15 protein-coding genes, 1 pseudogene, 1 riboswitch and 1 other annotated feature are annotated in these 25,057 nt (G+C 38.6%); of the genes and pseudogenes, 11 read left to right on the top strand and 5 right to left on the bottom strand.

Annotated elements, in window-relative coordinates; all coding sequences use genetic code 11:
- The first annotated feature begins 4 nt into the window (after positions 1–4).
- The 6 genes from mnmG to BU038_RS01575 all read left to right on the top strand — a co-directional run bounded on the left by mnmG (position 5) and on the right by BU038_RS01575 (position 7,208).
- Complete coding sequence (gene mnmG, locus BU038_RS01550) at positions 5–1,879, top strand: tRNA uridine-5-carboxymethylaminomethyl(34) synthesis enzyme MnmG (RefSeq protein WP_107604504.1); 1,875 nt, start codon at positions 5–7, stop codon at positions 1,877–1,879.
- Entirely contained in the window at positions 1,880–2,602 is a 723-nt protein-coding gene (rsmG, locus tag BU038_RS01555) for a 16S rRNA (guanine(527)-N(7))-methyltransferase RsmG (protein WP_002480300.1), read from the top strand.
- A gap of 46 nt (positions 2,603–2,648) precedes the next feature.
- Positions 2,649–3,491 carry a nucleoid occlusion protein gene (noc, locus tag BU038_RS01560; RefSeq protein ID WP_070625486.1) on the top strand — a complete coding sequence of 281 codons (843 nt, stop codon included), beginning with the start codon at positions 2,649–2,651 and terminating at the stop codon, positions 3,489–3,491.
- 122 nt (positions 3,492–3,613) lie between these two features.
- Complete coding sequence (locus BU038_RS01565) at positions 3,614–4,609, top strand: hypothetical protein (protein WP_107604505.1); 996 nt, start codon at positions 3,614–3,616, stop codon at positions 4,607–4,609.
- Positions 4,610–4,847: 238 nt separating this feature from the next.
- Positions 4,848–5,756 carry a hypothetical protein gene (locus tag BU038_RS01570; RefSeq protein WP_107604506.1) on the top strand — a complete coding sequence of 303 codons (909 nt, stop codon included), beginning with the start codon at positions 4,848–4,850 and terminating at the stop codon, positions 5,754–5,756.
- Between the two features lie 97 nt (positions 5,757–5,853).
- A riboswitch (SAM riboswitch) is annotated at positions 5,854–5,965 on the top strand.
- Between the two features lie 82 nt (positions 5,966–6,047).
- The gene (locus BU038_RS01575) at positions 6,048–7,208 is read left to right on the top strand and encodes an aminotransferase class I/II-fold pyridoxal phosphate-dependent enzyme (RefSeq protein WP_057510716.1); all 1,161 of its coding nucleotides are present in this window, start codon (positions 6,048–6,050) and stop codon (positions 7,206–7,208) included.
- Between the two features lie 583 nt (positions 7,209–7,791).
- On the opposite strand, the gene BU038_RS01580 is transcribed toward BU038_RS01575, so the two are convergent.
- The 4 genes from BU038_RS01580 to BU038_RS01595 all read right to left on the bottom strand — a co-directional run bounded on the left by BU038_RS01580 (position 7,792) and on the right by BU038_RS01595 (position 13,852).
- Complete coding sequence (locus BU038_RS01580; RefSeq protein WP_107604515.1) at positions 7,792–8,541, bottom strand: cyclase family protein; 750 nt, start codon at positions 8,539–8,541, stop codon at positions 7,792–7,794.
- A 103-nt stretch (positions 8,542–8,644) separates the two neighbouring features.
- Positions 8,645–10,888, bottom strand: a complete 2,244-nt coding sequence (gene metE / locus BU038_RS01585) for a 5-methyltetrahydropteroyltriglutamate--homocysteine S-methyltransferase (protein ID WP_107604507.1) — start codon at positions 10,886–10,888, stop codon at positions 8,645–8,647.
- Positions 10,885–12,726: a bifunctional homocysteine S-methyltransferase/methylenetetrahydrofolate reductase gene (locus tag BU038_RS01590; protein WP_107604508.1), complete on the bottom strand. Its 1,842-nt coding sequence runs from the start codon at positions 12,724–12,726 to the stop codon at positions 10,885–10,887. The genes metE and BU038_RS01590 overlap by 4 nt, the downstream gene beginning before the upstream one ends.
- A complete protein-coding gene (locus tag BU038_RS01595) occupies positions 12,680–13,852 on the bottom strand; it encodes a trans-sulfuration enzyme family protein (protein ID WP_107604509.1) in 1,173 nt (390 codons plus the stop codon). The genes BU038_RS01590 and BU038_RS01595 overlap by 47 nt, the downstream gene beginning before the upstream one ends.
- A 117-nt stretch (positions 13,853–13,969) precedes the next feature.
- Positions 13,970–14,315 (bottom strand) — a binding site (T-box leader).
- A 333-nt stretch (positions 14,316–14,648) separates the two neighbouring features.
- Between BU038_RS01595 and BU038_RS01600 the strand changes: the two genes are divergently transcribed.
- The 5 genes from BU038_RS01600 (at position 14,649) to BU038_RS01620 (ending at position 24,629) form a co-directional block, all read left to right on the top strand.
- The gene (locus tag BU038_RS01600; protein WP_107604510.1) at positions 14,649–15,461 is read left to right on the top strand and encodes a ParB/RepB/Spo0J family partition protein; all 813 of its coding nucleotides are present in this window, start codon (positions 14,649–14,651) and stop codon (positions 15,459–15,461) included.
- Between the two features lie 83 nt (positions 15,462–15,544).
- Positions 15,545–16,411 (top strand): mechanosensitive ion channel family protein, encoded by an 867-nt coding sequence (locus tag BU038_RS01605; RefSeq protein WP_182676002.1) that lies wholly within the window; start codon positions 15,545–15,547, stop codon positions 16,409–16,411.
- Positions 16,412–16,440: 29 nt separating this feature from the next.
- Positions 16,441–16,653 (top strand): DUF951 domain-containing protein, encoded by a 213-nt coding sequence (locus BU038_RS01610; protein ID WP_002480311.1) that lies wholly within the window; start codon positions 16,441–16,443, stop codon positions 16,651–16,653.
- Positions 16,653–17,750: a redox-regulated ATPase YchF gene (gene ychF / locus BU038_RS01615; protein ID WP_107604512.1), complete on the top strand. Its 1,098-nt coding sequence runs from the start codon at positions 16,653–16,655 to the stop codon at positions 17,748–17,750. Before BU038_RS01610 ends, ychF begins: the two co-directional genes overlap by 1 nt.
- A gap of 423 nt (positions 17,751–18,173) precedes the next feature.
- Positions 18,174–24,629, top strand: coding sequence for an Ig-like domain-containing protein (locus BU038_RS01620; protein ID WP_107604513.1), 6,456 nt, complete (start codon positions 18,174–18,176; stop codon positions 24,627–24,629).
- 87 nt (positions 24,630–24,716) lie between these two features.
- On the opposite strand, the pseudogene BU038_RS01625 reads toward BU038_RS01620, so the two are convergent.
- A pseudogene (locus tag BU038_RS01625) lies at positions 24,717–25,057 on the bottom strand (ornithine carbamoyltransferase); the annotation flags it as partial.

Below are 25,057 nucleotides of genomic sequence, written 5' to 3' on the forward strand. Positions count from 1 at the left end.
AAGTATGGCTTTGGATTATGATGTAATTGTCATCGGTGCTGGGCATGCCGGTATTGAAGCAGGACTTGCTTCTGCACGACGCGGTGCCAACACATTGATGTTGACAATTAACTTAGATAACGTTGGCTTTATGCCATGTAACCCATCAGTAGGGGGACCCGCTAAAGGGATTGTCGTTCGTGAAATCGACGCACTCGGTGGTCAAATGGCTAAAACTATTGATAGAACGCATATTCAAATGCGTATGTTGAACACAGGTAAAGGACCTGCAGTACGTGCATTACGTGCACAAGCAGATAAAGCTTTATACCAACGTGAAATGAAACGTGTATTAGAAGATGAAGAAAACTTGCATATCATGCAAGGGATGGTAGATGAATTAATTATTGAAGATGACGAAATTAAAGGTGTCCGTACGAATATCGGTACAGAATACCGTTCAAAAGCCGTTATCGTCACAACAGGTACCTTCTTACGTGGTGAAATTATTTTAGGTAACTTGAAATATTCAAGTGGCCCTAACCACCAATTACCATCTATTACACTAGCGGATAACTTACGTGAACTTGGCTTTGAAGTCGTTCGATTCAAAACAGGTACACCGCCACGTGTAAACTCAAAAACAATCGATTATGATAAAACAGAAATTCAACCAGGCGACGATGTAGGTCGTGCATTCAGTTTCGATACAACTGAATATATCTTAGATCAATTACCATGCTGGTTAACTTATACAAATGATAAGACACACCAAGTGATTGATGACAACTTGCATCTGTCAGCGATGTACTCAGGTATGATTAAAGGTAAAGGCCCACGTTACTGCCCATCTATTGAAGATAAATATGTGCGTTTCCATGATAAACCACGTCACCAATTATTCTTAGAACCAGAGGGTCGTGATACGAACGAAGTATATGTTCAAGGTCTTTCAACAAGCTTGCCAGAACATGTACAACGTGAAATGCTACAAACAATTCCTGGTTTAGAAAAAGCAGACATGATGCGTGCTGGTTATGCGATTGAATATGATGCATTAGTACCGACACAATTATGGCCGACACTTGAAACTAAGAAAATCAAAAACTTATACACTGCAGGTCAAATTAACGGAACTTCAGGTTATGAAGAAGCGGCTGGTCAAGGTTTAATGGCTGGTATTAATGCTGCAGGTCGTGTATTAGGCACAGGCGAAAAAGTATTAAGCCGTTCTGATGCTTATATCGGTGTCTTAATTGATGACTTGATTACGAAAGGTACAAATGAGCCTTACCGTCTATTAACATCACGTGCAGAATATCGTTTATTATTACGTCATGATAATGCAGACCTACGTTTGACTGACCTAGGTCATGAATTAGGTTTAATTTCAGAAGAACGTTATGCACGTTTCAATGAAAAACGCGATCAAATCCAAGCAGAAATCGATCGTTTATCTAACATTCGTATCAAACCGAATGAACACACACAATCTGTGATTAAATCACGCAACGGTTCTCCATTAAAAGACGGTATCTTAGCAATTGAATTATTACGTCGTCCAGAAATGGATTATCAATCGATTCTTGATATTTTAGAAGAAGAACATCAAATTCCAGCTGACGTTGAAGAACAAGTTGAAATTCAAACGAAATATGAAGGTTATATCAATAAATCATTACAACAAGTAGAAAAAGTAAAACGTATGGAACAAAAGAAAATTCCACACGACTTGGACTATAGTAAAATTGACAGCTTAGCAAGTGAAGCACGTGAAAAATTAGCAGAAGTTAAACCATTGAACATTGCACAAGCGTCACGTATTTCAGGCGTTAACCCTGCTGATATTTCAATTTTACTGATTTATCTAGAACAAGGTAAGCTTGAAAGGGTGAAATAGATGAGTGTTGAATGGTTGGCTGACAAGCTAGAAACACATGGCATTACATTGAACGACCAACAAAAACAACAGTTTCAAACTTATTATGAAATGCTTGTAGAGTGGAATGAAAAAATGAACTTAACAAGCATTACAGATGAATCAGAAGTGTATTTGAAACATTTCTATGATTCAATTACTGCCGCATTTTATGTGGATATGACAAAAGAACTTAGTATCTGTGATGTAGGTGCAGGTGCTGGGTTCCCAAGTATCCCATTAAAAATTGTCTTTCCACAGTTAAAAGTGACAATTGTAGATTCGTTGAATAAACGTATCCAATTCTTAAATCATCTTGCCGATGCTTTAGGGTTACAAGGTGTCAGCTTTGTACATGAACGTGCAGAGAACTTTGGTAATACGCGTGGAGACAACCGGGAGTCTTATGACATTGTGACAGCACGTGCAGTTGCACGTCTGACAGTGTTAAGTGAGTTATGCTTGCCGTTAGTGAAAACAGGCGGCCATTTCGTAGCGATGAAGTCTTCTAAAGGTGAAGAAGAGTTAGAAGAAGCACGCTTTGCGATTGGGGTCTTCGGCGGCAGAGTCGAAGCGGTTGAAACTTTTGAATTGCCTGAAGATGCAGGTGAGCGCCAAATTATCATCATTGAAAAGCGTAGTAAAACGCCTAAGAAATATCCGAGAAAAGCCGGAACGCCTAACAAATCTCCTTTACTAAAATAAAAATAAATATTAGTATATAATTATATTTAGAGGGAGAGATTGCGGAATGAAAAAGCCTTTTTCTAAACTATTCGGTTTAACAAATAAAGATGAAGAAATGACAGGCGCTACTGAAGATGAACGCAATAATCATGTTGAATCAATTCAAATTGAAAAGATTGTGCCGAACCGCTATCAACCAAGACAAGTCTTTGATCAAAGCAAGATTAATGAACTTGCGGAATCCATCCAAGAACATGGATTGCTACAACCGATTGTGGTACGACCGATTGAAGAAGGAATGTATGAAATCATAGCTGGGGAACGTCGCTTCAGAGCTATGAGCAGTATTCATATGGCTTATGCAGATGTGATTATTCGTGATATGACGGATGAAGAAACAGCAGTCGTCGCTTTAATAGAAAATATTCAACGTGAGAATTTATCAGCAGTTGAAGAAGCAGAAGCCTATCAGAAACTGTTAGAGCTTGGAGACACGACACAAAGTGAATTAGCGCAAAGTGTCGGTAAAAGCCAAAGCTTTATCGCAAACAAGCTGCGTTTACTGAAACTTGCTCCTAAAGTGCTTACGAAACTTTCAGAAGGCAAGATTACAGAACGTCACGCACGTGCTTTGTTAAGTTTATCTCACGAAGAACAAGAAGAAATGGTCCAAATTATTATTGATCAACACTTGAACGTGAAACAAACAGAAGCGAGAGTCAAAGCCAAAGTAGGACCTGAAAAAGTTAAAGCTGTGCCGCTTCAATTCGCCAAAGATTTGACGAAAGCACGCGAAACTCTACAAAACAGCTTTGAAACTATCGAACAAAGTGGAATCCGTGTCGAACAAAAAGAACGCGACCACGATGATTATTTAGAAATTAAAATCAGAGTATATAAACGTTAACAACCATTCGCCTCGTTGCGAGTGGTTTTTTATTTTCTTAAATAAAAAGTGAACAACTAATAGCTTTTTGTATATAATAGAAAAGGATGAGATATTGAAAGTGAAGGAGAATTAAGACATCTATGAAATTACAGCATTTATTTACTTCAGCAGCAGTTTTAACCCTTTTATTAGCTGGATGCAGTCACAATGAAAAACAAAATGATTCTGCAAAGCAAGAAGCAAAAAGTAAAACGGATAATAAAAAAAGCGAACACAAATCAACTTCCAAAAAAGAAAATGAAGCAAACAAAGATGCGCAACAAATAGAGAAGACAGTCAGCCAATTAACAATTAATGAGAAAATAGCATTAGCAATGTTTTTACCACAAGAAAAAACAAACTATATGATATCAGCTGATGAGTTATTGAATCATTCATATATAAGATATACGCATGGTGTAGATCTTGGTAAGATGTTAGGCGATAAGGCAACAAAACAATCTATTCAAGAGTATCATTTAAATAAAATGTTACCTGAAAGAATTACAGATGTGCCACAAAACGTAAAATTTTATGAACCTGAAGAAACTAAGCAAAACTTTGCTGAGCTATTTGGTTTTACAGGAAACCAGATTATTATTGCAGGTAGTCAAAGTCCTAAGACTTATGATGAAATTTTAAAAGAACGTGGAACTCATATCTATAACTTAGAAGATTTATACAAACAATATGGTCATAATCCAAACTTTAAAAAGGTCGTAAGTTTGGTTAAAGTAAGCGAATCAGTGAGAAATCCAGAGAGTGATAATGCATCTTCTTCTAAAGAAACAGATAATGCTACTTCAAATAATAAACAAAGAAGAAAGTTAAGTCCTGGTGATGTATATACACCAGATGGTAACATGAATAGTCAAGTTGCAATACACAAGGTAGAAGAATATATAGGACATAAACTAGATCCACGAAAATATGAATTTAATGGGCCTCCTAAAAGACATTTCGTTGATGATTACACATTGGATCATACATGGACTGTTAATTTTAGAAATTTAGAAACACATACACAGTATAATTATTCAGTTGATAAAGATGGAAAAGTAGAAAAACTAGATAACTTTGGTACGCCACCAGAGTAGTACTTGGTTCTGCAGTATAATACTGCAGAACTTTTGTATTTGGTAGGATCGGCTACTTATGGTAAAAAATCCTCTTTATTTAAACTTTTAAATTAAAATTGTCAGAGTGTCTTTTGAAAGAGTAATAAATAATCATACTTAACTCGATTACTTTCTTTTAATTTAGGACAATATGTGTCCCGTATCTTCTATATAATGAAATTATATATTCAAATATACAAAGAGGAGCAAGCTATCTATGAAATTTAAACATGTATTGACTACCGCTGCAGCACTTTCAATATTACTGGCAGGTTGCGGCTCAAATGAAAAACAAGAAGATACGAAAAAACACGAAGAAAAAGAGAAAGCAAATCATCAAAAAGCAGAGAAAAAAGAAAACACACAACATGAACAAACAACAAAACATGAGAAGTCACATACTCATAAACAAACAACAGAACAAGCTATCAGCCAACTGACACCGCAAGAAAAAGTCGCTTTGGCGTTATACGCACCTAAAACAGCTGAATTTACAGTGACAGCAAATGAATTATTAAACCATAGTTATGTTCAAAATACGAATGGAGGTTCGCGACAACGAGAAATTCAACAGTTAACACTTTATACAGGTAGTTCTGAAATCGTAACTAATAAACCTCAAAATATGGTGATTTATGGCACAACTAATTCTAAAGGTCCATTTGCGGCAGTTATTGGTGTGAGTGATACACAAGTGTTGGTATCAGGGACACAAGGTATCAATCCATATCAACAGTTAGCAAACATGGGAGCAGTTTATAACCTTAAAGATCTATATAAACAATACAAAGATGAACCGAACTTTAAACAAGTGGCAAATTTAATCCGAATCACAAATCAAGATGCACAATCAGTAGCACAAGAAAGTAATAGTAATTCAAGCTCTGAAAGTCGCTCATCTTCTTCTGAAGGTAAAGTCACACGTGCGAATGTAATTGATAAAGTAGAAGAATATGAAGGCCACAAACTAGATACAAGCACGTATACGTATAAAGAACCTGAACAAAAGAGTGATGGAAGCTGGGGCTTCTCATTTGTGGATAAATCGGGTGATTTAGCAGGATCATACATTGTAAAAGCAGATGGTTCAGTGGAAAAATTTGATTCTAAAGGACAACCTGAATAATAAATAGTGACTCTACGGCTTTTAGTGAGCTGTAGAGTTTTTCATTTCAACTTAAATTGATAAATATCAGAATTTTTAGTACAATAGAAGTCATTAAAACTTATCTAGAGAAGTAGAGGGAATTGGCCCGATGACGCTTCAGCAACAGAAGATTCAACCATTGAATCTGACTGTGCTACATCCAACAAGTATAACTTGAAAGATAGGTGCCATATACATAGAAAGCTATATGTCGCTTATAGGTGATATATAGCTTTTTTAATAGGCGTATCAAACAAAGGGGGAACTTAAATGGTGATTTCAAGAAGATTAGCGAAGATACCAGATAGTTATTTCGGAAAAACAATGGGGAGAAAGATAGAACATGGTCCGCTTCCTCTCATCAATATGGCAGTAGGCATCCCAGATGGGGAAACGCCTAAAGGCATTGTCGATGAATTTGCGAACGCATTACGTGTGCCTGAAAACCAGAAATACGGTGCGTTTCATGGTAAAGAGAGTTTTAAACAAGCAATTGTTGATTTCTATAAACGACAATATAATGTCGAATTAGACAAAGATGATGAAGTCTGTATTTTATATGGCACAAAGAATGGATTAGTTGGTTTGCCGAACTGTATCGTTAACCCTGAAGATTATGTCTTATTGCCAGACCCGGGTTATACAGATTACCTAGCAGGGGTGTTGTTCGCAGATGCGAAACCTTATGCGTTAGAGTTAGAACCGCCATATTATCAACCTGACTTTGATAAAGTACCAGGGGAAGTCTTAAGTCAGACTAAATTGATTTATTTAACGTATCCAAATAACCCGACTGGATCAACTGTTACACAAGATGTCTTTGATGATGTAGTTCAAAAGTTCAGAGGTACACAAACGAAAATTGTACATGATTTTGCCTATGCAGCGTTCGGTTTTGACCATAAAAATCCGAGTATTTTACAAACAGCTGGAGGTAAAGAAGTCGCAATCGAGGTGTATTCACTGTCTAAAGGCTATAATATGTCTGGCTATCGTGTCGGTTTCGCAGTCGGCAACAAAGATGTGATTCAAGCATTGAAGAAATATCATACACATCACCATGCGGGTATGTTTGGTGCGCTTCAAGATGCGGCGACATTTGCGCTTAATAACTATGATTATTTCTTAGATAAACAAAGTGAAGTTTTTAAAGCGCGTCGCGATCGTTTCACTGCGATTTTAGATGAAGGTAATATTCCTTACGAACCTATGACAGGTGGTATCTTCTTATGGTTGAAAGCACCAAAAGGATATGACGGAGAACAGTTTGTGGAGTTCTTACTTCAAGATCAATCTATTTTAGTAGCGCCAGGTATTCCATTTGGTGAGAATGGTCGTCATTATGTAAGGGTGTCTCTTGCGTTAGAGGATGAACAATTAGATGAAGCGGCGAAGCGGTTGAAATCACTTAGTGCGATGTACAAAGAATAATCTTTTATTTAAGTAGTAAATAAAATCCCTCATAACGTTATCATAGAGATGTTTATAGGTATATTATTGATTGTAAAAAGTTTTAAAATATTACTGTAATAAAAAACACTCAGGAACTGTGGAAAGTAGCTGAGTGTAAAAATGTTAGGCGTATGGTCTAAGCCATATTATACTTAGGCTTATGAGATAGTCGGTTGTGCTCTAACACAATCGGCTATTATTTATTATCTTTTAAACAAAATGAAGCACTGAATATAAAGTTTTTTGTTCACGGGGTGGTGGGACATGTACTTTATATTCAGTGCTTTTTTATAAGTAGTAAAAAGGAGTATAGTGATTACCCATTATCGGGAGAGTGGGTAATCGGAATTTACTTACTATTTTGTATCGGGTTCAAAATAGTAACGTTTATGAAAAGAATTGTTCTTATCGGGTTAAGAACAGTGGCGATTCATTGCCCCAATTCCTGTGGACCCAGGGCAATGTAGCCAACTTTTATTGTATTTATTCATAACTTTTAAAGGAGTTTCGTTTTTTAAGATTTAATAATGGCTGCATGTCATGGATGATCGCGGGTCCATGATTATGCGTTTGGCTTAATCGCAAATGCGCGGACCGGGAATCCTGGCGCATCTGCCGGTTTTGGACATATTGTATAAATCACTGCGCCTCGTTCTGGAAGGCGGTCTAAATTCGTTAGGAGCTCAATTTGGTACGTGTCTTGTCCGAGTACATAACGTTCACCAATCAAGTCGCCATGTTTTGCGACATCAACGGAAGCGTCTGTATCGAATGTTTCATGACCGACTGAACGTACGTCGCGTTCTTCAAGTAAGAATTGTAATGCATCGAGTGCCCATCCGGGTGCGTGAGGGTTACCTTCAGCATCTTTATTCTCAAATTGTTCCACATTCGGCCAACGGTGTGACCAATCGCTGCGGAATGCGACAAACGTATCAGGTTCGATTCGACCATGTTGTGCTTCCCACTCAAGTAAATGCTCGCGCGTTAAACGGAAATCGGGGTTTTCCGCAACTTCTTTAGAGTAATCAAGTACGATAAGCGGTAACACTAATTCTTTCAAATCTAATTCATGTAAATATCTTCTGTTTTCGACAAAGTGGATGGGGGCATCGATATGTGTGCCGTATTGTGTGGCAACACTCCATCTTTGTACAAAATAACCATCTTCTGCAACGGTACTGATTGTATCAATATATGCTGCTTCTAATGCGCTGAAATGTGGGCTGTCTGTGTCAAAGGTATGGGTTAAATCCACCCATTCACTTTCTTTTAGACTTTTCAGCTGATCCCATAAAGGATAACTCATTATAAACACCTCATGACTGCTTAAAATTGTAGGGCTGATAATAAGTGTATTTACGAGTGAGTTTTAAGACTGCAGGCTCACTCGTAAACCACTCATGACAAGTGAATTAAGCTGTTTCTTGTCCTTCTTTGCTTCTTAATTTTTTAACTGCTGAAACTAATACTGTTAATGCTTCTTTTACTTGATCTTCGTTACGTGTTTTCAAACCGCAGTCTGGGTTAACCCAGAATAATGAACGGTCGATTTCTTGTAAACCACGGTTGATTGCGACTGTGATTTCTTCTTCAGTCGGAATACGTGGACTGTGAATATCATATACACCTAATCCGATACCTAAATCATATGTTACATCCTCGAAGTCTTTGATTAAAGCACCATGGCTGCGTGATGTTTCGATTGAGATAACATCTGCATCCAAGTCGTGGATAGTATGGATGATTTCGCCGAATTGAGAATAGCACATATGCGTATGGATTTGCGTCGCATCTGACACTGAAGACGTTGCTAAGCGGAATGAACGTAACGCTTGTTTCAAGTATTCTTCATGGTATTCAGAGCGTAATGGTAAACCTTCACGTAATGCTGGTTCATCTACTTGGATAATTTTGATACCTGCATCTTCTAATGCTAAAACTTCTTCATTGATAGCTAAAGCGATTTGATCTTGTACTTCGTGACGTGGGATGTCTACACGTTCGAATGACCAGTTTAAGATAGTTACAGGACCTGTCAACATACCTTTTACAGGGTGGTCAGTTAAGCTTTGCGCATAAGCTGTTTCTTCCACTGTGATTGGTTTAGTCCATTTAACATCTCCATAAATCACTGGTGGTTTAACAGCACGAGATCCGTATGATTGAACCCAACCGTATTTTGTAACTAAGAAGCCTTGTAAACGTTCACCGAAGAACTCAACCATGTCATTACGTTCGAACTCACCATGTACGAATACATCTAAGCCGATATCTTCTTGGATTTGAATCCAGCGTGCGATTTCATCGCGTAAGAATTGGTTATATTCTTCATCGCTGATACGTTGGTTTTTCCAGTCAGCACGTTTTTTACGAACTTCTTTTGTTTGTGGGAATGAACCGATTGTTGTTGTTGGTAATTCTGGTAATTTTAAGCGTGCATCTTGGATTTTTTTACGCTCAGGGAATGCTGATTCACGTTGTGTACGTACGCTGTCAAAGTCATATTCAAGGTTTTTGAATGCTTGGTTTTGGAAGCGTTCGTAAGCTGCTTTTAATTTGTCGTATTTTTCACTGTCGTTATTGTTGATGACACGTTTTAATGCGTCTAATTCGTCTAATTTTTCAGTTGCGAAGCTTAAACCTTCTTCAATTGATTCATCTAGTTCTTCATCATCTAATGATACAGGAACATGTAGTAATGAAGATGATGGTTGGATAACTAACTTATCTGTATAGTTTTCTAAAGTTTCAATCAATTCTTTTTTCGCTTCGATATCTGCAGCCCATACGTTACGGCCATCAATAATACCTGCATATAATGCTTTGTCTTTAGATAATTTGCCTGCTTTGATTTGTTCAAGGTTTTTACCGCCATCATGTACGAAGTCTAAACCGAAACCTTTAACAGGTAAGCTGTTCACAAAGTCTAAGTCTACATGTTCGAAATAAGTTTGAATGACTAATTTATCAGCTAATCCTGCTTTGTCGAAGTATTCATAGACGTGACGTGTAATATCTTGTAATTGTTCTGCATCGTCAGTTACTAATACAGGTTCGTCGATTTGAATGTATTCAGCACCTGCATCAACAAGTGATTGTAAAACTTCTTTATATAATGGAAGCAATGCTTCAACTTTTTCTTCAAATGTTTGATCTCCACCGCGTGATAATTGAACGAATGTTACAGGACCTAAGATCACTGGGTGTGCATTCACGTTTAATTGTTTAGCGAATTCGAAACGTTCTAATAAGACGTTACGGTTTAATTTAGGTTCTACGTTGTCCCATTCAGGTACGATATAGTGGTAGTTTGTGTTGAACCATTTAATTAAGGCACTTGCGACGTTTTCTTTAGTACCACGTGCGATATCGAATAACAAATCATCGTTGACTTCTTGGCCTTGGAAACGTTCTGGGATGATGTTGAATAATAATGATACGTCTAATACATGGTCATATAATGAGAAGTCACCAACAGGTACGCTGTCAATGCTGTAGTGTTTTTGTAGTAATAAATTTTCTTTGTGCAGGTCGTTTAACGTAGTTGTTAATTCATCATAATTTGTTTTGCCTGCCCAGTAACTTTCGATTGCTTTCTTCCATTCTCTCTTGCGTCCTAAACGTGGGAATCCGATATTAGCTGTTGTAATTGTCATATTATTGCCTCCTGATTTTTTTCAGTTTGTTTTTTAAAGTAATGTGTAAGTTCGAGTGAAAAGTCTACTTGTTCAAATGGTGTAATAATATAAAGTCCATTAAAGTGTTTGATTATTTCATCTATCAAGTTGCGACAGATGCGTAAGCTCAGTTCTTTGGTTTTTTGTTTATCATCTTTAACCGCTTCGAACTGATCTAATATTTCATCTGGCAATGAAATGCCAGGTACTTCATTGTGTAAGAATGTTGCGTTTCTAAAGCTTGTAATTGGCATGATACCGATAAAGAATGGGGTATCAAGATGTGCTGTCTTTTCAGCAATTTCTTGAATACGCTCCACTGTGTAGACAGGCTGTGTAATAAAGTAACTCATACCGCAGTCTACTTTTTTGTCTAAGCGTTTCACCGCTGCTTCCATCTTGCGGACGTTCGGGTTGAACGCACCGGCAATATTGAAGTTCGTTTTAGTTTTCAATGCGCCGCCGTCAATATTAAGTCCTTGGTTGAAACGAACAGCGAGTTCAGTCAATCCTCTTGAATTCACATCATAAACATTCGTCGCACCCGGCAGATGCCCCACCTTAGATGGGTCACCTGTAATCGCGAGTATCTCGTTAATACCGAGCAGTGATAAGCCAAGTAAGTGAGATTGTAAACCGATTAAGTTCCTGTCTCTGCAGGTAATGTGGACCAGCGGTTCAATGTTGTAATTCTGCTTAATAATACTAGCTGCTGCGATGTTGCTGACGCGTACCGTTGCGAGTGAGTTATCTGCAAGTGTGATCGCGTCGACTTTCGCTTTGTCTAGTTTTGTGACGTTCGCAAAGAATTTCGTTGTATCTAAGTGTTTTGGTGTATCCAGTTCAACGATAACTGTTGGACCAGCTTTGACTTTAGTTGTTAAGTTATTCTTTTTAACTGGAATAGAAGGGTAATTGCTTTTTCTTCTAATCGGAATAACTTTCTTTTCTAAAGTCGGTTTTAAACCTTCAACCGCTTGCTTGATGAAGCGGATATGTTCAGGTGTGGTACCGCAACAACCTCCGATTAAGTGAACGCCTTCTTTGACCAGTGTTTCAGCAATCTTACCGAAGTAAGAAGCATTGTCGCTGTAATGAATTGTAGAATCTTCAAAGTCTAAGAGACTTGCGTTCGGGTAACATGAGAGAATCGCATGTTGCGGAATCTCAATGTGTGTGAAAGATTGCTGCATGTGGTGCAGACCATGATGGCAATTCAAGCCGATCACGTCTGCGCCTTCTGCTTCAACTTGTTTTAATGCTTCGTTAATTTCTGTTCCGTCTTGCAAGTAGTTGGTGCTTGAAGCGGTTAGTTGTGCGATAACTGGAATATTGTACTTTTTCTTCGTCGCTCTGATCACTTGCAAGAGTTCGTTTAAATCGTAATAAGTTTCAAAGAGGAGTGCGTCAACACCCTCGTCAATCAGTGTTTCAATTTGAATATCTGTGTGATACAAAATCGTCGATAGCGACAAGTCATTTTGTTTCACGCCTTTAAAACCTCCGACAGTTCCTAAGATAAACGTGTCTTCATTGGCTGCTTGTTTCGCTATTCTGACACCGGCGCGTGTGATGTCTCTTACTTGGTGTTCTAATCCGAAAGCTTGAAGCTTTTCGAAGTTGGCACCGTAAGTATTGGTTTGAATGACATCCGCACCAGCTTCAATGTAAGATCGATGAATTTGTTCTATTTTCTTCGGATGTGTAAGATTATATGCTTCAGGGCAAGTATCGATCCCTTCAGAGTAGAGAATCGTTCCTATTGCACCGTCAGCTACTAATACGTTCTTGCTCAAAGTTTGTAGAAACCGGCTCATAGTATGCTTCCTCCAATGCTGCTTCAAAATCTGCAATCAACTCGTCTGGGTCTTCTAAGCCCACACTCAGTCTCAAGAGATCGAACGTAATTCCGCGTTCGTTACGCACATCTTCTGGAACAGAAGCATGTGACATTGTGGCTGGATGAGAGACGATAGTTTGAATACCGCCTAGGCTGACTGCGATTTGCGGTATTTTTAATGCTTTCGCAAATGTCGGTACTTTTTCTGCTTCGCTTAATCTGAAGCCGAGTACTGCACCGCCATTTTCAGCTTGGCGTTGATTGATTTCATCATTTCCTGGGTAATATACATCAGTAATTTCAGGACGTGATTTTAAGAATTCAACAATCTTTTCAGTGTTTTTCACTGATTGATTCCATCGTACGTAAAGCGTTTTAAGATGCTTTGTCAGTGTCCAGCTGTCTTGAGCTGATAATCCGCTTCCTAAAGTGTTCTGCAAGAATTGTAATGATTCTGCAACTTCCGCGTTGTTCGTTACAACTGCTCCTGCAATTAAGTCGCTGTGTCCACTTAAGAATTTAGTAGCACTATGGATTACGATGTCAGCACCTAAATGCAATGGCTTTTGTGATAGGGGTGTTAAGAATGTATTATCGACTGAAACAAGTATGTTATGTTTCTTTGCGACATCCGCTATGGCTTGAATATCTGTCACTTTAAATAATGGATTTGACGGTGTTTCCAGATGAATTAATTTCGTATTTTCTTGAATTGCTTGTTCAACTGCTAATGGGTCTGTCGTATCTACTGCTGTGACTTCGATATTGAATCCTGGTAAAACATGTTCGCATAAGCGGTATGTGCCGCCGTACACATCATTTGGAATAATTAAGTGATCTCCAGATTTCAGTAAGAAGAATACTGCTGAAATTGCACCGATTCCTGAGTTATAAGCGATACCGTACTCGGCATCTTCAAGTGCTGCAAGCTTTTCTTCTAACAATGCTCGGTTCGGATGGCCTGATCTTGCATAATCGTAAGGGACCTCTGAACCAATCAATGCTGTCGGGAAAGTCGATGAGTCATAAAGTGGCGGGTTGGCTGCTAAAATGTGCGGGAATTGATGGTACTTAATTAAATTTGTTTCTGATGATAGTGACATACATATACACTCCTTTAGTTATTGAGATTGCTTTTGGCTGCGGAAGTTCTGGAACTAAGGAGGGAAGCTGACCACGAAAAAAAGCTTCCGTCCTTTAAACCCGAAAAAGATTCGGATGTAAAGGACGAAAGCTTGAGCTTCGCGGTACCACCTTAATTCGCTGCTTTATTGCTAAAGCAACCTCTTCCAGTACGCTAAATCTGTTCATGGCAGCTACTGAAGGTCGGTTCCGTTATATGTATCAGCTGTTGCTGTAAATAACAATAACGTGTGCGTCATTCCAGTACGCCATTATGCAAAAATGTTAATACTGTAGCGCTATAACGGGCGCCCCCGTTGATGCCTCATATCGACACCACCACTCCAAGGCCATTTTCAAACTTTCTTTCTGTGCTTCCTTTCAGCGGACAGAAGCTCTCTGTGTCAGCAGTGTAAGTTCTACTTTCCTTATTATCGTGTTTCAAGACGATATTCATTTGTTTCTCTTTCGTGAAGAAAGATTTGTTTTTTGTTGATGACCACATTGTATATTGGTTCTGTTTTGTTTGTCAACAGAATTTTCAGAATAGTAGGTTTTTACTGACAATTAAAAATAAGAGAAACATAAGCGTATCAAGGGTTGAACGGTGCTGAAAAATTTTTAAAATTTTTTTGAAACAAGCCATTTTTCAGCAGTTATTTTTCAAAATCGGAATGAAAATTCCTTTATTGCGTTCTTGATTTTCCTTACAATAAGAGAGGAGCGAAAATTAAAAATGTAACACTATTTTAGTGACGAAAGTGAGGTGACTGGAACGTGCGTGACATAACAAATGAGCACGATGGACAGGTAGAATACATCGATTTAGATGCAATTCGTCCGAATCCTTATCAACCTAGAAAACATTTTGATCAAGAAAGATTAGAAGATCTCGCAGCATCTATTCGTGAACATGGGGTCTTACAACCGATTATCTTACGCAAAACGGTTCAAGGTTACCATATTGTAGTGGGTGAACGCCGTTTCAGAGCCTCTCATTTAGCAGGTTTAACTACAGTAGCAGCGATAGTCAAAGAGATGTCTGATGCTGAGATGATGGAACTTGCGATTATAGAGAATCTACAGCGGGAAGATTTGAATGCGATTGAAGAAGCGGAAAGTTATCGTAAGCTGATGGATGATTTACATATCACGCAAAAAGAAGTAGCTGAACGCTTAGGTAAATCTCGTCCTTATATCGCCAACATGTTGCGATTATTGAACTTACCGTCTGCTGTCGCTCAATGGATAAAAGACGGTAAATTATCAGGTGCACATGGTCGTACATTATTGATATTAAAAGACGAAAACAAAATGAAACAAATCGCTAAACAAGTCATGAAAGAAGCGTGGAGTGTGCGTTATTTAGAACAATACATTGCAGAACTGACATCACATAGTTCAGGCACTGATGCTAAGAAAAAGACGAAGAAACCACGTATGATTGAACGTCAGGAACGCTTGCTTAAAGAACGCTTTGGTACCAATGTAGCCATTACAACTAAGCGTAATAAAGGCCAAATCACCTTTGAATTCAAATCAGAAGAAGAATTTAAGCGTTTGATTCAACAATTACACAGTGAAACATAAGAAATTATGTTGTATTCATGGTAAAATATATAATTGTTGTGAAATGACAGGAGGACGATCTTTTGAATACGTTTTGGAATACAATGCAAGGTGTTTTCAACTCACTCATTGAACCATTTACGAAACCTGAGACGTACGCAATGATACTCAACAAGCTCATCATGATTATCATCTACGTAGTCGTTGCGATGATTATTATCAACTTAGTCAATAAGTCGATTGATCAGTTCTTTAAACTACAAAACCGCAACGCACATGGTCGAAAACGATCTCATACATTAAGTGCGATGTTAAAGAATATTGTGCGTTATGTTGTATGGTTTATTGTATTAACAACGATATTAGGTAAATTCGGAATTAGTGTCACAGGATTATTAGCCGGAGCTGGTGTAGTCGGTCTAGCAATCGGCTTTGGTGCACAAACCATTGTCAAAGACATCATTACAGGGTTCTTTATTATATTCGAGAATCAATTTGATGTGGGAGATTATGTTAAAATCAACTTGAACGGTGCACCTATTACAGAAGGTACAGTTCAATCTATCGGTATCCGCTCAACACGTATACATGCGTATACCGGCGAGTTGACCGTATTGCCGAATAGTGTCATGTCAGAGATTACCAACTTCTCAATCAGTAACGGTAAAGCATTGATAGAAGTACCGATTGCGATGGAAGAGAATGTCGATAAGGTAGAAAGTAAGTTGAAAGACTTCTTAGAATCCTTACATTCCAATTACTTTATCTTTGTCTCAAAACCTGAAATTCTTGGTATTGAGGACTTAACAGGTAATGCTTATATCATGAAAATAGCGGCAGAAACAACACCGAATAATACTGTGCCAGGCGCTCGTATCTTACGTAAAGAGGTTGCGAACTTCTTGAACCAAGAAGGAATTAAATCACCAACCCCTATTATGATGCAGTTTAATGGACAAAAATCTCAGTAATAAGAATTCATAATGATGGAGGATTGTAAATGGCAGCTCAGTATGGTCTGAATGACATTGTAGAGATGAAAAAGGCGCATGCTTGCGGCGCAAACCGATTTAAAATAATTCGTATGGGTGCAGATATCAGAATTAAATGCGAACATTGCAATCGAAGTATTATGATGCCTCGTACAGAGTTTAATAAAAAATTAAAGAAAATACTTGTATCACATGATACACAAGAGAAGGAGAATGACTAATGGCTTTAACAGCTGGTATCGTAGGCTTACCAAACGTCGGAAAGTCTACATTATTTAACGCAATTACAAAAGCGGGTGCACTTGCGGCAAACTACCCGTTCGCTACAATTGACCCGAACGTCGGAATTGTAGAAGTTCCGGATTCACGTTTAGATGCTTTAGCAGATATCGTTAATCCTAAAAAAGTACTTCCTACAACATTCGAATTCACTGATATTGCAGGAATTGTTAAAGGTGCTTCAAAAGGTGAAGGTCTAGGAAACAAATTCTTATCTCATATCCGTGAAGTAGATGCAATCTGTCAAGTAGTTCGTGCATTCGATGATGATAACGTGACACACGTATCTGGTCGCGTAGATCCACTAGATGATATTGAAGTTATCAATATGGAATTAGTACTTGCAGACTTAGAATCTGTAGACAAACGTTTACCACGTCTTGAAAAAATGGCTCGTCAAAAAGATAAAGATGCGCTGAATGAAGTACGTATTTTAGAACGTATTAAAGAAGCATTGGAAAATGGCGAACCGATTCGTAGCTTAGAATTCAATGAAGAAGATGCGAAATATGTGAAACAAGCGCAATTATTAACTTCAAAACCAATGATTTATATCGCAAACGTTGGTGAAGATGAAGTGAATGAAGCGGATAACGAAAAAGTTCAAACAATTAAAGAATACGCTGACAAAGAAGGTTCAGAAGTTATTGTCATCAGTGCGAAAATTGAAGAAGAAATTGCGACATTAGATGACGAAGACAAAGACATGTTCTTAGAAGACTTAGGTATCGAAGAACCTGGCTTGAACCGTTTAATCCGCAGCACATACAACTTGTTAGGTCTTGCGACATACTTCACAGCAGGTGTACAAGAAGTACGTGCTTGGACATTCAAAAAAGGTATGACTGCTCCACAATGTGCGGGTATCATCCACACTGACTTTGAACGCGGCTTCATCCGTGCTGAAGTAACAAGTTATGACGACTATGTTGAAAATAACGGTGAACAAGGTGCGAAAGAAGCAGGAAAAATGCGTTTAGAAGGTAAAGACTACATCATGCAAGACGGCGATGTTGTACACTTCAGATTCAACGTATAATTAAGTAAATAAACAACTAACTAAAAAACACGCGCTAAACAAAGCATATGATTATGCTGAGTTGAGGGCGTGTTTTTTGTATGTATTAATATCAAGCATATTATATAAAGCGATAAAGGGATTTCTGTTTTGAAATAGAACAATATCCTAAGTTTTTCATATTTTATGTTGTACATTTTCAAAGAAATATAAGTCTAGTAAAATGAGTTCCTTTACTATGTTTAAACTGGTATGAGAATTGATAGTTATTTTAATTGATTTTGTTTTGTGTTGAAAACGCTTTAAACACAAGTGCTTTGAAAAGTGTGTCGAAAGTTATCTATTTTAAAAGGTTTTAAAATTTTTAGTAAAACTTGTGTAAATCAATAAATTTTTTTACATCTTCCAAAAAATTAATGATAGAATTGTGTAGAACAATTACACATGAAAGAAGTGAAACATTTAATGCCTAGAAAACGACAACACGATGTATTATTCGATAAAGAATTACGAAATAAATACCACATTAGAAAATTTAGCGCAGGGATTGCTTCAGTTCTATTTGGAACATTAGTTTATACATCCCTGGATCAACAAGCACAAGCTGCAGAAAACACTGACACAGCTGTTGTAAACCCTACAACACAACCAGAAACAAACGGTGACACTGCAACTGCGGAGTCAACAAAAACACAAACAAATGAAACCGTTCCTACGTCAACAAACGAAACAGTGAATGATACTTCTACTCCACAAGACACTACGATTCAACAACCTTCTGTTGATAACCAAACAAGCGAAACAGCAACCAAACCTGAACCTGTAACAGCGCCACAACCTAAAGAAGCAGAAACAACGCAAACTGATGCGCCGAAAGTAGATACACAAAAAGCAATAGAACCAGCGACAGATACTCCACAAGAACCTGCGGCAACTGAAGTTAAGGCTACTACTGTTACGCCATCAGAACCGGCTGTTCAACCTGCAGAAGCTGAAATTGAGACAAGAGTTGCCGCTACTACAGATACGACAACGACAGAAGCACCTGCTCAACCAATTACGAATACAAGTGCACCAGCACCTGCTGCGAATGCACACCCTGTTGATAAAATCGAAGGAATTAATGAGCAAGTTTATGCGAAAGAGATTCCTGTATATGAAAAATCAGAGGCTGCAAGAACGGCAAAAATGCAACGTGGAATTTATCAAGCAAGAGAAAGCTTAGGCTTGATTGTACCGCAAAATAAAAAGCTCTATATCAGACAAGCACAAGGTAGTAATGAAGAAGATTTACGCGTAGATTTAATGACTAATGATAGACAAACGGTTCGTAATGCGACTGTTTCTAGAGATGGCAGTTGGACTCAAATCTCTACAACTATGGATAGTGGTGCCTTCGTACGTATTCCAACAGGTTTAACTAAAAAACCAGTCGTAGAATACTATGTTGAAGATAACGCTGGCGTAACACTGCCAACTTACCATAAAGGTGGAGATAAAGCAGCGTTCGATGCAGATTGGGCTGCTCGTAATACAAGTTATGGTTATGTAGATGGCGATAAAATTGCTTTCTTAGTACCGAATGTAGACCGTGAACGCATCGCAAACTTAGGTCAAAACCCAGGACAATGGGGCTTTATGAACTTAGATGACATGATCGGTTATTACGAAGATGTTATTAATCATTATGATAAATGGGTTGGATTAAATGATGACATTAATTCAGTCCACTATAATGTAGGCCAAAAATACTTTACGATTGCGGATGCTCATGGACCAGGTCTTGCTTATTACTCCACAAACAACATGGGCTCAAACAACCCATCTATGTCAGGTTATCTTGAAAGAGGTTGGTTAGCGCTACATGAAGTTGGTCATGGTTACGATGGCGCAATGACGTATGATCCTAAAATGAATTTAATTGAAATTGAAAACAACATTTTAGCCAATCAATACCAGACAACTATCATGGGTGTCAAAGATGGCTGGGCTTATGAAGGCAGACAAGAAAGCATGCAGAAAGATTTCCATGATCGCGTAATGGATGGAAGAATGAATTTCTATAATGCAGGTTTCCGCGGCAGTCTTGATTTCATGACAAAAATGGTGCGTTTAACTGGCATTGAAGGCTTCTCGGACATGTGGAAAGGTATTCGTCAAGAAGAAGCGGATATGGGCAAAGCAGGTAAACCATTTGAACAAGATGTACCAAGATGGATTACAACTTATTGGTTAGCAGATAATGGTGTTAATGGTACAGCTTACTTTGATTTATACAAAGTGAAAATGCCGCAATCATTAAAAGATGATTTAGACACTTACAACAATACATTTACCTATCCATTAGCGGCGTTGATTACTAATTCAGAAGAACAACAACGTATTAAAGATAAATTAGGTTTATCTACGATTTATGAACTTGTAAAATCATCAGATTTAGCTGATACAACAATTCATGAAGATGCGCAAGTGAGTGTGAACTTAAACGGACAAGTCTTACCAGATAACGTCAAAGTAAGTTTGATGGAAGGCACACAAGAAATTGCGAGTGCAGAAGTTGTAGATGGTAAAGCTGTATTCTCTAACTTACGTGCGGGTGTATATAAAATTGTTGCACCTCTTTCAACAACAGATGCATTACCTGAAAGTGAAAACCTTGTAGTCAGAGAAGGCGGCAATAACCAAGCGACAGTTGATTATCCTAAAAAAGACGATATTCAAAACAACATTACACAAACCATTTCACTAAGAGGACTAGGTAACTGGGAAATGGCTACAGTCAACTATAATCCAGATACTAAACAAGTAACGTATAAACAAAGTCCAGGACAACCACATTTATACTTCACTGATGAATATGCACATGTAACTATTCAAAAAGCAGATGGTACGACTGTATTAGATAGAACGTTAGTTGGGAACAAAAGTCTTGCATCAGAACTTCAAACTTTCGATTTAGAATATGGCGATAAAGTTATCGTTCGTCATCGTGAACCGGCGGCTCGTCGTGTGTTAGTTAGAAATGAAAATAAAGATAATGTAGCGATTTCAAAACAAAATACTGAAAAAGAAACGTTAACTTATACACTGACTGATAAAGGGTTTATTGTAGACGGGGAAACGCAAGCAGACGCAAACCGTCGTTATGATGAAGAAATCAGAAAAGATGTAACACACGTAGCAGAAGAAATTAAAAATCATCCTGAAAGAGATTATCGTAGAGAATTATTTAATGTATTCACAGGAGTTGAATATGCTGATCCTGCGATTAAGGAAGAATTGCTACAAATTTTAAATCCATTAGTTGCGGTTTATCAGGTTGATGCACCAACTGTGGACAAGGTAGAAGCAGGTGCGACAAGTATCAGCGGTAAAGGTGAGCCGGAAAGCACAATTACACTAACTTTTGCGAATGGTAAAAAGGCAGAAGTAGAAGTTGGAAAAGATGGATTGTGGACAACGCAATTACCAGAGGGGACATCTTTAGAACATAACGATGTTACACAGGTATATGCGACTGGAAAACACGGTACAGTATCTGAAACAATTTCAGTCAAAGCATTAGATACAGTAGCTCCTAAAGTACCAGTGATTAACGCAATTGAAGCTGGTAGTCAGACAGTAAGTGGTACAAGCGAACCGTTAAGTAAAGTTACCTTAACATTGCCAAACGGTACAACTAAAGTAGTCGATACAGATGATAAAGGTGTTTGGACAACTACATTAGAAACACCATTAGCACATAATGAAGTGGTCAAAGCAGTAGCTTCAGACGAAGCAGATAATAAATCACCAGAAGCAACGCAAACGGTGAAAGACACGACAGTTCCAGCAGCACCGGTAATCAACACAATCGAAGCAGGAACTAAAGTAGTAAACGGCACAAGCGAACCATTAAGTACGGTGACTTTAACATTACCGGATGGCACAACTAAAGAAGTTAAGGCAGATGACAAAGGCGTTTGGACAACTACACTTGAAACACCATTAGCTCATGATGCTGTGATCAAAGCGGTGGCAACAGATGTAGCAGATAACAAATCACCAGAAGCAACACAAACGGTAAAAGATACAGTAGTTCCAGCAGTTCCGACAATCGATACGATTGAAGCGGGAGATAAAAAAGTAAGTGGTACAAGTGAACCATTAAGCAAAGTTACGTTAACGTTGCCAGACGGTAAAACAACAGAAGTAAAAGCAGATGAAGGTGGCAAATGGACAGCTGAATTAGCCGAACCATTAGTACATGATGCAGTGATCAAAGCAATCGCATCAGATGTAGCGAACAACAAATCATCAGAAGCGACACAAACGGTGAAAGATACGACAGCACCAACAGCACCGGTAATTAACAGCGTCGAAGCTGGAGCCAAAGTAGTGGATGGAACAAGTGAACCATTGAGCACGGTAACTTTAACATTACCGGATGGTAAGACTATTGAAGTTAAAGCAGATGCAGAAGGTAAATGGTCAACAGAATTAGCCGAACCACTAGCACATGACGCAGTGATCAAAGCGGTGGCAACAGATGTAGCAGATAACAAATCGCCAGAAGCGACACAAACAGTAAAAGATACAACAGCACCAGCAGTTCCGACAATTGATACGATTGAAGCGGGAGACAAAGTGGTTAACGGCACAAGCGAACCATTGAGTACAGTGACATTAACGTTGCCAGATGGGACAACTAAAGATGTTAAGGCAGATGCAGATGGCAAGTGGACAACAGAATTAGAAAATCCATTAGTACATGATGCAGTGATCAAAGCAGTGGCGTCAGATGTAGCGAACAACAAATCACCAGAAGCAACGCAAACGGTGAAAGACACGACAGTTCCAGCAGCACCGGTAATCAACACAATCGAAGCAGGAACTAAAGTAGTAAACGGCACAAGCGAACCATTAAGTACGGTGACTTTAACATTACCGGATGGCACAACTAAAGAAGTTAAGGCAGATGACAAAGGCGTTTGGACAACTACACTTGAAACACCATTAGCTCATGATGCTGTGATCAAAGCGGTAGCAACAGATGTAGCAGATAACAAATCACCAGAAGCAACACAAACGGTAAAAGATACAGTAGTTCCAGCAGTTCCGACAATCGATACGATTGAAGCGGGAGATAAAAAAGTAAGTGGTACAAGTGAACCATTAAGCAAAGTTACGTTAACGTTGCCAGACGGTAAAACAACAGAAGTAAAAGCAGATGAAGGTGGCAAATGGACAGCTGAATTAGCCGAACCATTAGTACATGATGCAATAATCAAAGCAGTGGCATCAGACGTCGCAAACAATAAATCGCCAGAAGCGACACAAACAGTAAAAGACACAGTAGTTCCAGCAGTTCCTACAATTAACACAATTGAAGCGGGAGACAAAGTGGTAAGCGGAACAAGCGAACCATTGAGCACAGTGACATTGACATTACCAAACGGCAAAACTGCAGAAGTTAAGGCGGACGATAAAGGTGTTTGGACAACTACACTAGAAACTCCATTAGCACATAATGAAGTAATCAAAGCAGTGGCATCAGACGTAGCGAACAACAAATCGTCAGAGGCGACACAAACTGTGAAAGATACTGTGGCACCAAAAGCACCTGTTGTGAATGAAATTAAATCTACTGATCAAGTTATAAGTGGTACTGCAGAAGCTAACTCAAATGTGTTTGTAGTATTAGCTAATGGTAAAATTTTAGAAACTAAAGCAGATGCAGAAGGTAATTGGAATGTTGAATTACTAGATGGACTATCTCTTGTAGGTAATGAAACTGTGAAAGTATATGCTAAAGATTTAGCGGATAATCAATCTGATACAGTTGAAAGTAAAATTGTGTTAGTTGAAGTACCAGCCGAGCCAGAGGCAGAAACACCGTCAGAACCAGCACCGGAGGTAACGCCAGAAGCACCTGTGGAAGAAACAACACCGGCCGAGCCGGAAGTACCAGTCGAAGAGGTTCCAGAAGTGCCAGCAGAACCGGAAACAGAACCGACGCCAGAGGTAACGCCAGAAGTACCTGTAGAAGAAGCAACACCGACAGAACCGGAAGTTCCAGTCGAAGAAGTGCCAGAAGTACCAGCCGAGCCAGAGGCAGAAACGCCGATAACACCTGTACCAGAGGTAACACCAGAAGTGCCGGTAGAAGAAGCAACACCGACAGAACCGGAAGTTCCAGTCGAAGAAGTGCCAGAAGTACCAGCCGAGCCAGAGGCAGAAACACCGATAACACCTGTACCAGAGGTAACACCAGAAGTACCGGCTGAACCGGAACCAGAAACACCAACAGAACCGACACCAGAAGTAACACCAGAGGAACCGGCGGAAGAAGCAACACCGGCCGAGCCGGAAGTTCCAGTCGAAGAAGTGTCTGAAGTACCAACAAAACCAGATGCCGAAACGCCAACAACACCTGTAACAGAGGAACCGGTAGAAGAACCAACACCAGAGGTATCAGAGGCAGAAACTACATCAACAGGATCAGAGACTCCAGTTGTGAAAGAACCAGTGGAAGAAACAAAACAAAAAGAAGAAACGTCTACTGAAAGTTCTCCTTCTAAAGAAGATAAAGTAGTAGAGTCTAAAGAAGCGGAAGAAAATGATGAAGCTACTGTTGAAAACAATGAAACATCAAAAGAAGGCACTGATGAAATCACTACGCAAAATGACACAAAAAATGTGAAAGCTAAATCAGTGAAAAAAGATGTTCAAGATAAAAAAGCAACAACTTTAAACTCTAAAACTTCTACTCATAAAAAAGAAAGTAAGACTAATAAACAAGCATTACCTGAAACAGGCAATGAAACATCATCAATGCCGTTATTGGGTTCATTGTTGACATTGTTTGGTTTAGGGTTTATCGCAAGACGTTTTAATAAGAAAGAGAAAACAGATAAATAAGACTGAGGGTAGTCTAAAATAAAAATGCCATGGTAGGGATTGATTCCCATTACCATGGCATTTCTTTATTTATAAAGTGGAATTGAATTACCCAATATCTCCTAGAGTCGCAACCATCACAGCTTTGATAGTGTGCATACGGTTTTCAGCTTCTTGGAATACGACAGAGTGTTTGCCTTCGAAGACTTCATCTGTGACTTCCATTTCTTTTAAGCCGTGTTTTTCCTCGATTTGTTTACCGATTGTTGTGTCAGTGTTGTGGAAAGAAGGTAAGCAGTGTTCAAAAATAACATGGGGATTGCCAGTTTTTTCGATCATTTCTTGGTTCACTTGGTAAGGTTTCAATAATTTGATACGTTCTTCCCAAACTTCGTCTGGTTCACCCATAGATACCCAAACGTCTGTGTAAAGTACGTCTGAATCTTTAA

It is taken from the genome of Staphylococcus simulans, from assembly GCF_003043455.1.
GTDB classification, from domain to species: Bacteria; Bacillota; Bacilli; order Staphylococcales; family Staphylococcaceae; genus Staphylococcus; species Staphylococcus simulans_A.

Excerpts from the sequence above, each read along its gene's own strand:
- BU038_RS01570 (WP_107604506.1), top strand. The coding sequence starts at position 4,848 with ATGAAATTTAAACATGTATTGACTACCGCTGCAGCACTTTCAATATTA.
- BU038_RS01590 (WP_107604508.1), bottom strand. The coding sequence starts at position 12,726 with ATGAGCCGGTTTCTACAAACTTTGAGCAAGAACGTATTAGTAGCTGAC.
- BU038_RS01575 (WP_057510716.1), top strand. The coding sequence starts at position 6,048 with ATGGTGATTTCAAGAAGATTAGCGAAGATACCAGATAGTTATTTCGGA.
- ychF (WP_107604512.1), top strand. The coding sequence starts at position 16,653 with ATGGCTTTAACAGCTGGTATCGTAGGCTTACCAAACGTCGGAAAGTCT.
- rsmG (WP_002480300.1), top strand. The coding sequence starts at position 1,880 with ATGAGTGTTGAATGGTTGGCTGACAAGCTAGAAACACATGGCATTACA.
- mnmG (WP_107604504.1), top strand. The coding sequence starts at position 5 with ATGGCTTTGGATTATGATGTAATTGTCATCGGTGCTGGGCATGCCGGT.
- BU038_RS01565 (WP_107604505.1), top strand. The coding sequence starts at position 3,614 with ATGAAATTACAGCATTTATTTACTTCAGCAGCAGTTTTAACCCTTTTA.
- BU038_RS01610 (WP_002480311.1), top strand. The coding sequence starts at position 16,441 with ATGGCAGCTCAGTATGGTCTGAATGACATTGTAGAGATGAAAAAGGCG.
- noc (WP_070625486.1), top strand. The coding sequence starts at position 2,649 with ATGAAAAAGCCTTTTTCTAAACTATTCGGTTTAACAAATAAAGATGAA.
- BU038_RS01595 (WP_107604509.1), bottom strand. The coding sequence starts at position 13,852 with ATGTCACTATCATCAGAAACAAATTTAATTAAGTACCATCAATTCCCG.
- metE (WP_107604507.1), bottom strand. The coding sequence starts at position 10,888 with ATGACAATTACAACAGCTAATATCGGATTCCCACGTTTAGGACGCAAG.
- BU038_RS01620 (WP_107604513.1), top strand. The coding sequence starts at position 18,174 with ATGAAAGAAGTGAAACATTTAATGCCTAGAAAACGACAACACGATGTA.
- BU038_RS01605 (WP_182676002.1), top strand. The coding sequence starts at position 15,545 with ATGCAAGGTGTTTTCAACTCACTCATTGAACCATTTACGAAACCTGAG.